Genomic DNA, 6,722 nt, shown 5'->3' with positions numbered 1-6,722 from the left:
GTTGATTAAGCTCGATTTGTCTTTTCAAAAAAGACTAATGATTAAAACGTTGACGTTTTTGTTCGTTCAGTTTTCAAAGATCAATTTCTCTTTGTTATATTTTACCTAATCGCTCAGAAGCGACTTTATTAATATAACATGTGTTGATTTTATCTGTCAACACTTTTTTAAATTTATCCGTCGTCTGTGAAAATGTTTTTCGTTCATATCGCAGCGACGGATATAAATATAACAAGGATTTAAATAAAGGTCAATAGCTTTTAAAGTTTTTTTACGATAATTTTTTTAAAAGTTTGTAATACCTGTGATAAATCCCTTGACCTTTTGTTTCTATGTTCACCACTTCTATGAAATGCTTATCAATCAAATACTCAAGAAGCATGCTTAAGTCAACCGCATATAGATGAAGTTCATCATGGTTCATAATATCGTGGATGGACCATTCTTCTTTCTCAGCAAGAACATCGGCAAGATGACTGATTCCTTGTTTGGTTCTCGAATGGATTAAAAATTCACTTGCAAGGAACAGCAGCTCCAGCCTTTTTTCAAGAGGCTCCTGGCTATTCACCAATTCTTCATACAGTTTCATTATTTCAGGCTCAATTTGCTTTACCTGATTCCAGACAGTTACTTCCGGATGGAATCCATTTTCAATAACAGCAAGCCTGGCCAGATGATGAAGGGAATGAACAATATGGTTATAGGCATCAAAATAATGGCGATTTTCAAAGAAGGCTTTGCCATCCATATATCGTCTGATCAGCTTGGCAAACTCAAGACCCATTTTTAATTTTCGCCCATAGAACGGAAACTCTCTTAATTCCACCTTCAAGTTATGAATATATTCATTTCGATCAAATAAAACTTTTCCATTATAGAGCCAGTCAAAGATTTTTCGGTTCGTTCCCAGCAGGATCCATTCGCGAAGCTGCTTATCTGTCACGATATGAAGAGCCGCTTTTTTATCTTTATATGTGTAATGTTTAACAAATACAGGTTCATCTGCTTCCTCAACAAGGATCAGCAGTACAGCATCAAATGTATCAGTAGCAGGAATAGCCTTTTGCATTTTTTCGGTCATAATCACGCCTAAAGTGTTTGTCTGGCTTGCCCGTTCCTGGTATATAGGACGGAGAATATCTTCCATCATAATTCCTCCATTTTATTGATAGCGTATATCTTCGACAATTATAAATGAAATCCTTCCTAAAGCTGAGACATTTTTCGACACCATTCTATATTAATATTTATTTCATCAAAAGGAGTGTGGTATAGTTAGTTTTTAGGAGGGAGCAGTATGGCTAAGTACTCAAATAAAATCAATAAAATTCGTACATTTGCCCTTAGTTTAATTTTCATCGGATTTATTGTTATGTATCTCGGAATATTCTTCAGGAATTCCGCTCTTCTCATGACTATATTTATGCTTCTCGGAATGCTCTGCATTCTTGCCAGCACCGGTGTTTATTTTTGGATCGGCATGCTTTCAACAAAAACCGTGCAGGTGGTTTGCCCGAATTGCGGAAAACACACAAAGATGCTTGGCCGCGTTGATATGTGCATGTACTGCAATGAACCTTTGACGCTTGATCCAAATCTTGAGGGCGCTGAATTTGATGAAAAATACAACAAAAAAAATAAGAAGCAGAGCTGATTATCCTCTTGCTTCCATATTCAAGTTCTAAAATGACCGGCTCTCTAAAGCCGGTTTTTTATTGGATTAAAAATAAAAAGCTGACAGCACAGCGCCGGCAGCTTTAAAATTTATTAGTGAGCTTCTTTACTTGCACATTCCGGACATGTTCCGTAAATCTCCATTCTATGATGGCTTATTTTAAAACCTGTAACATGCGAAGCAAGGTGCTCTACTTCATCCAGGCCAGGATAGTGGAAGTCTACGATCTTGCCGCAGCTTTCACAAATGACATGATAATGATGAGTGGTTACAAAATCGAAGCGGCTAGATGCGTCACCATACGTCAGTTCCTTTACCAGGCCAACCTCACGGAATACTCGTAAATTATTGTAAACTGTTGCCACACTCATATTTGGGAATTTCCCCTCTAATGCTTTGTATATATCGTCAGCAGTTGGGTGTGACATGGAGTTTATTAAATATTCAAGTATCGCATGACGCTGCGGAGTGATACGTACTCCAGTGTCTTTTAAAGTATCCAGCGCCTCTTTTAATTCCATATGCGCCACCGCCATGCACCTCTTTTCCAACAAATATTCTTACTTTATAATCTTTATAAATAGTGTACTAATTTTTTACCACATTTGTCAATATTGCAAACTCCTTAATAGAGGGAATCAGCTCTTTTCATCGTGCAGTGATTGCTCACCAGTGCCCAAATGGTGATTCACAAATCGCGCAGCAACGAACAGCAGATCAGACAGCCTGTTGAGATAAATTAAAACGAGCGGATTCACTTCTTCACCTAGTGACACCGCACACCTTTCCGCTCTTCTCACAACGGTTCTCGCTACATGGAATGCCGCTCCTGCAGGATGACCGCCGGGCAAAATAAAGTTATTCAGTGCAGTAAGATTAGCTTCCCACTCATCTATTTGACTTTCCAGGAAAGTGATATCCTCTTCCTTTATCGTCCATTTAACTTCTTTTCCTGCTGGGGTTGCCAGCTCTGCTCCTGCATGGAACAAATCGGTCTGCACTTTATGAAATACCTGTTCCGCTTTTTCTTTACCGCTGAAATACTCGCTTCTTAAATGACTTAAGGCCATTCCAATCATGGAATTCGCCTCATCACATGAACCGTATGCCTCTACGCGAATGTCATTCTTACTGACTCTCTGCCCATATATTAATGATGTTGTCCCCTTATCTCCCGTTTTGGTATAAATTCTCATTTCAATACCCTCTTTCAAAATCGATCACATTCATATAATCTTTGTTATTTTTTATATATGTATGAAGGTTATGCTTAAAAATTTCAAAAGATCTCGGTAAATAGTTTTTTGTTCTGCTTGACAGGTGGGGTGTGACCGTTACATTCTCCATGCTCCAGAAAGGATGCCCTTCAGGCAGAGGCTCTTTTTCAAAAACGTCCAGATACGCATGAGAAATCTGGTGATTTTCAAGTGCAGTCAGCAGCACTTTCTCCTCAACAAGATCTCCTCTTCCTATATTCATAAACACAGCAGAATTCTTCATTGCAGAGAAATGCTTTTCTTTTAACAGATGTTTAGTTTCAGGCGTGCTGGGAAGGACTGAAACGATAAAATCAGCTTCAGGAAGGACCTGTGCGAGCCTGCTGAGTGGAAAAATACGATCCGTCCATGCATTTTCCCGTCCGCTCCTATTCACTCCAGCCACTTTCATTCCGAAGCATTTGGCGAGTCTTGCAATCTCCCCCCCTATTGCACCTACACCGATAATTAATAAAGTTTTTCCATGCAGCTCTTCCATTGGCAGATCACGATTCCAAACTTCTGCCTTTTCATTTTCAGCCAGCAATGCTCTTTGTTTAACATGCCCTAACATAGTTCCAAGCGCAAATTCAGCCATCGGGATTTTATGGATTCCTCTTGCATTTGTAATTAAGATGCCTTTCTCCTTGCAGGTTTTCAAAGGCATTTCATCCATTCCCGCTGACATCACCATAATCCACTTTAGTTTTGTTGTTTTATTAATATGTTCTTCTGTCAGATCTTCTCCATATGTAATAAATACTTCAGCCTTATAAAAGGATTCCCCTGCAGCTTCTATTCCGTTGAAAAACAGGAAATCTCCCTCAGGGAATTCCCGAATTACTTCCTGCCGCAGCTCTTCGGGAGGCAAAATGGAAGACACAATTTTCATAAACTCCACTCCAACATATTTTTATTTCATCATACCACCCATTGTTGAATGGTAAAAACATTAAAAAAAACGAACCTGTTCAGGTCCGTTTCGAAAAAGTATCTGAGGAGGTATGCCCTAATAAAATGATATGCAAAACTTGTTCTTCGGAATGGACAAAAGCCTTGTTCCGATAAAAAATAGGCAACCCATTTAAGGCCGTGTCAAATTTTCCTTAATATACTCCAGCGCTTCCTCGACATGATCCTTAACCTTTACCTTGCGCCATTCTTTCACGAGCTTGCCTTCCTGGTCAATTATAAAGGTTGAACGCTCAATCCCCATATATTCTTTCCCGAAGTTCTTTTTCAATTTCCACACACCGTACGCCTCTGCCGCTTTATGGTCTTCATCTGCAAGCAGCAGGAAAGGCAATCCATGCTTTTCAATAAATTTCTCATGTCTGCTGAGCGGATCAGGGCTTACTCCTAAAACGACTGCATTCACATCTGCAAAATTCTGATGCTGGTCCCTGAAATCACATGCCTGGGTCGTGCAGCCAGGTGTCATGTCCTTCGGGTAAAAATACAGAACAACATTCTTCCCGCGGTAATCTCCTAATTTTACCTTTTCACCATTACTGGCCTCAAGCTCAAAATCTGGAGCCGGTTTACCGATTTCAATTGCCATTTTCATTCCTCCTGTTGAATAGGTTTATTACTCTAAGCCTATCCAACTTTGCGGTCAAAAACAACTGATACACTATAAAGCACGGTCACCTGCATCAAATACTACCCTGGCTACAAATGCGGCCGGGATGACATATCCGATTAACGCTTCCAATACGGCAATAAGCCTGCCTATTCCAACAGGACTGACATCTCCATACCCAACAGAAAAAAGGGTTACCGCACTAAAATAAAAACCCGTCTCCAGCCTCTCGAGGAAACCGGTTTCCATATACTCAGTGCCGTCCATCAAAACCACCAGCCCATGTAAATCAAGCCAAATATATATCAGCCCAAACCCAATCAGAATAGTTGCATATAAACTTATGAGATAAAGGAAATTCTCAGCAGACACCCATCTTCCCTTAATCTTGGCGGATGAAAAAAGAGTCTGCAGACTCATGATCATGCACAGCACGATTAAAATCAGCGATAAATAAAAAGCCATACTGCACCTCATTTCGAAATGCCTTCCAATTCATTTATACGCTTGTAGCCTTTCCCATATGACAGCCTGTCTCGGAAACCTTTCTGCATTGGGAAGGGTTCGCTCAATAAAAAAACCGGGATTTTATCCCAGTTCTAATTGCCCGCTCCCCGATATCGCTTAACACCTGAATTCCAGGTCAGGATCGAGATGCCGAAAAATACGATTCCGATTACAGGTGTTAAAAAGGAGTATAAAAACCATTCTTCTTTCCCCAGAAAGTAGGAAGCCGGATATACACCGACAAAGGCAAACGGAAGAACCCAGGTGAGGACAAAGCGTATAACACTATTGTAAATATCAACCGGATACCTTCCATAATTACCGATGTTATACATCATCGGCATGATTGATGTTCTTGCATCTGCCCAAAAGCTGATGCAGGCAATCAGTACAAAGATGCCTCCATACACAAGCATTCCGCCTATCACAAATAAGAAAAACAAGAACGGGTCAGTCCAGGTAATTCCTAAACCAAGGCTGTTTCCTGCGTAGATCATAACAGCAATGCCTGTTACGGCCCCAAACAGGGATTCAAGCTCCATCCGTTCCAATACGATTTGAAACAAACTATGGATCGGCCTGGTTAAAATCCTGTCGAGTTCACCTTTTACTATATACCTCTCATTAAAATCCCAAATATTAAAGAACGATGAAAACAGCGCATATGGCACAAGGAAAAAACCGTAAATAAAGATGATTTCATCCCTCGTCCAGCCGCCAAGCAGTTCAGTATGGCCAAAAACGACCAGGATAAAAATTAAATTGACTGCCTGAAATAGAAGATCTGAAAAGATCTCAACAAATAAGTCTGCACGGTACTGCATTCTTGTTTTCATATATTGGGCGACATATTGAAAGAAAATGGCTATATAAAACATGCGTCACCCTCCTTGAATAATGAGCTGTTTTTTCGCTATAATCCACAGAACCTGAATGGGTATGATCAGAATAAGAACCCAGATCCCCTGCATAATAATCGCCTGGATGGCTTCATTATTCGAAAAACTATTCGTAAAAATCATGCTCGGCACATAACTGATACCCTGAAAGGGCAGAAATTTCAGTACATCCTGTGCCCATAAAGGAAAAAAGCTGATAGGAATCAGAAGGCCGGAAAAGAGATCAATCACAACTCTTTTTGCCCGGATAAGCCCTGTGTTATTAAATAAGAAGAAAGTGGTAATGCCTGTCAGCAAATTAATCTGCGTATTAATAAAAAAACTTAATATAATCGATACCGCAAAGAAAATCCAGGTCGTCCAATCCGCAGAAAATTGGAGCGGAAAAATGAACGAGACGATTACCATGCCCGGAACGGAGAAAAAGAAGAGACGGAATATTCCTTCCCCCAGTCCCTGCATCGTTTTCATACCCAGATAATTATATGGGCGGATCAGCTCCACCGCTACTTTTCCTTCTTTAATTTCAGCAGCCATTTCCCGGTCTATATTATTAAAGTAAAACGCCCTTGCCATCCAGGCTACAGCCACATATGTCGACATCTGGATCACAGACATGCCCTCAATCGCATCTTTTTCTCCATAAATGGCACTCCACAAAAAATAGTAAGCGCCAATATTAATGCTGTAAATCAGAATACCTGTATAATAATTTGTTCTGTAGGCAAGCATCATCAAAAAACGGATCCGAATCATTTCGATATACTTATCCACAGGAACACCCCCGGGTAAAAACAAATTCT

The 6,722-nt window shown here is 40.1% G+C and carries 9 protein-coding genes; 1 reads left to right on the top strand and 8 read right to left on the bottom strand.

What is annotated here, in order from left to right; translation table 11 throughout:
* Positions 1-271: 271 nt before the first annotated feature.
* A complete protein-coding gene (locus tag PBF_RS23050; RefSeq protein WP_035333134.1) occupies positions 272-1,147 on the bottom strand; it encodes a nucleotidyltransferase-like protein in 876 nt (291 codons plus the stop codon).
* 150 nt (positions 1,148-1,297) lie between these two features.
* On the opposite strand from PBF_RS23050, the gene PBF_RS23045 reads away from it, so the two are divergent.
* Positions 1,298-1,654 (top strand): YgzB family protein, encoded by a 357-nt coding sequence (locus PBF_RS23045; protein WP_035333133.1) that lies wholly within the window; start codon positions 1,298-1,300, stop codon positions 1,652-1,654.
* A gap of 113 nt (positions 1,655-1,767) precedes the next feature.
* Here PBF_RS23045 and perR read toward each other — a convergent pair whose 3' ends face one another.
* From perR to PBF_RS23010, 7 genes are all read right to left on the bottom strand, one after another.
* Complete coding sequence (gene perR / locus PBF_RS23040) at positions 1,768-2,205, bottom strand: peroxide-responsive transcriptional repressor PerR (RefSeq protein ID WP_166672513.1); 438 nt, start codon at positions 2,203-2,205, stop codon at positions 1,768-1,770.
* Positions 2,206-2,313: 108 nt separating this feature from the next.
* Positions 2,314-2,871, bottom strand: a complete 558-nt coding sequence (locus PBF_RS23035; RefSeq protein WP_035333131.1) for a cob(I)yrinic acid a,c-diamide adenosyltransferase — start codon at positions 2,869-2,871, stop codon at positions 2,314-2,316.
* Position 2,872: 1 nt separating this feature from the next.
* Positions 2,873-3,823 carry a D-2-hydroxyacid dehydrogenase gene (locus tag PBF_RS23030; protein WP_035333130.1) on the bottom strand — a complete coding sequence of 317 codons (951 nt, stop codon included), beginning with the start codon at positions 3,821-3,823 and terminating at the stop codon, positions 2,873-2,875.
* A gap of 192 nt (positions 3,824-4,015) precedes the next feature.
* A complete protein-coding gene (gene bcp / locus PBF_RS23025) occupies positions 4,016-4,492 on the bottom strand; it encodes a thioredoxin-dependent thiol peroxidase (protein WP_035333129.1) in 477 nt (158 codons plus the stop codon).
* A 72-nt stretch (positions 4,493-4,564) separates the two neighbouring features.
* Positions 4,565-4,978 (bottom strand): potassium channel family protein, encoded by a 414-nt coding sequence (locus PBF_RS23020; RefSeq protein WP_035333128.1) that lies wholly within the window; start codon positions 4,976-4,978, stop codon positions 4,565-4,567.
* Positions 4,979-5,112: 134 nt separating this feature from the next.
* Positions 5,113-5,898 carry an ABC transporter permease gene (locus PBF_RS23015; protein ID WP_035333127.1) on the bottom strand — a complete coding sequence of 262 codons (786 nt, stop codon included), beginning with the start codon at positions 5,896-5,898 and terminating at the stop codon, positions 5,113-5,115.
* Between the two features lie 3 nt (positions 5,899-5,901).
* A complete protein-coding gene (locus PBF_RS23010) occupies positions 5,902-6,693 on the bottom strand; it encodes an ABC transporter permease (RefSeq protein WP_035333126.1) in 792 nt (263 codons plus the stop codon).
* Between the last annotated feature and the right edge of the window lie 29 nt (positions 6,694-6,722).

Source organism: Cytobacillus firmus DS1, assembly GCF_000565285.1.
Classification (GTDB): domain Bacteria; phylum Bacillota; class Bacilli; order Bacillales; family Cytobacillaceae; genus Cytobacillus; species Cytobacillus firmus_A.
Note: the sequence above shows the minus strand (reverse complement) of the source record. Positions and strands in the feature narration are given on the sequence as shown.

Coding starts and splice junctions, on each gene's coding strand:
- PBF_RS23035 (WP_035333131.1), bottom strand. CDS start 2,871: ATGAGAATTTATACCAAAACGGGAGATAAGGGGACAACATCATTAATA.
- PBF_RS23015 (WP_035333127.1), bottom strand. CDS start 5,898: ATGTTTTATATAGCCATTTTCTTTCAATATGTCGCCCAATATATGAAA.
- PBF_RS23030 (WP_035333130.1), bottom strand. CDS start 3,823: ATGAAAATTGTGTCTTCCATTTTGCCTCCCGAAGAGCTGCGGCAGGAA.
- bcp (WP_035333129.1), bottom strand. CDS start 4,492: ATGGCAATTGAAATCGGTAAACCGGCTCCAGATTTTGAGCTTGAGGCC.
- PBF_RS23045 (WP_035333133.1), top strand. CDS start 1,298: ATGGCTAAGTACTCAAATAAAATCAATAAAATTCGTACATTTGCCCTT.
- PBF_RS23050 (WP_035333134.1), bottom strand. CDS start 1,147: ATGGAAGATATTCTCCGTCCTATATACCAGGAACGGGCAAGCCAGACA.
- PBF_RS23020 (WP_035333128.1), bottom strand. CDS start 4,978: ATGGCTTTTTATTTATCGCTGATTTTAATCGTGCTGTGCATGATCATG.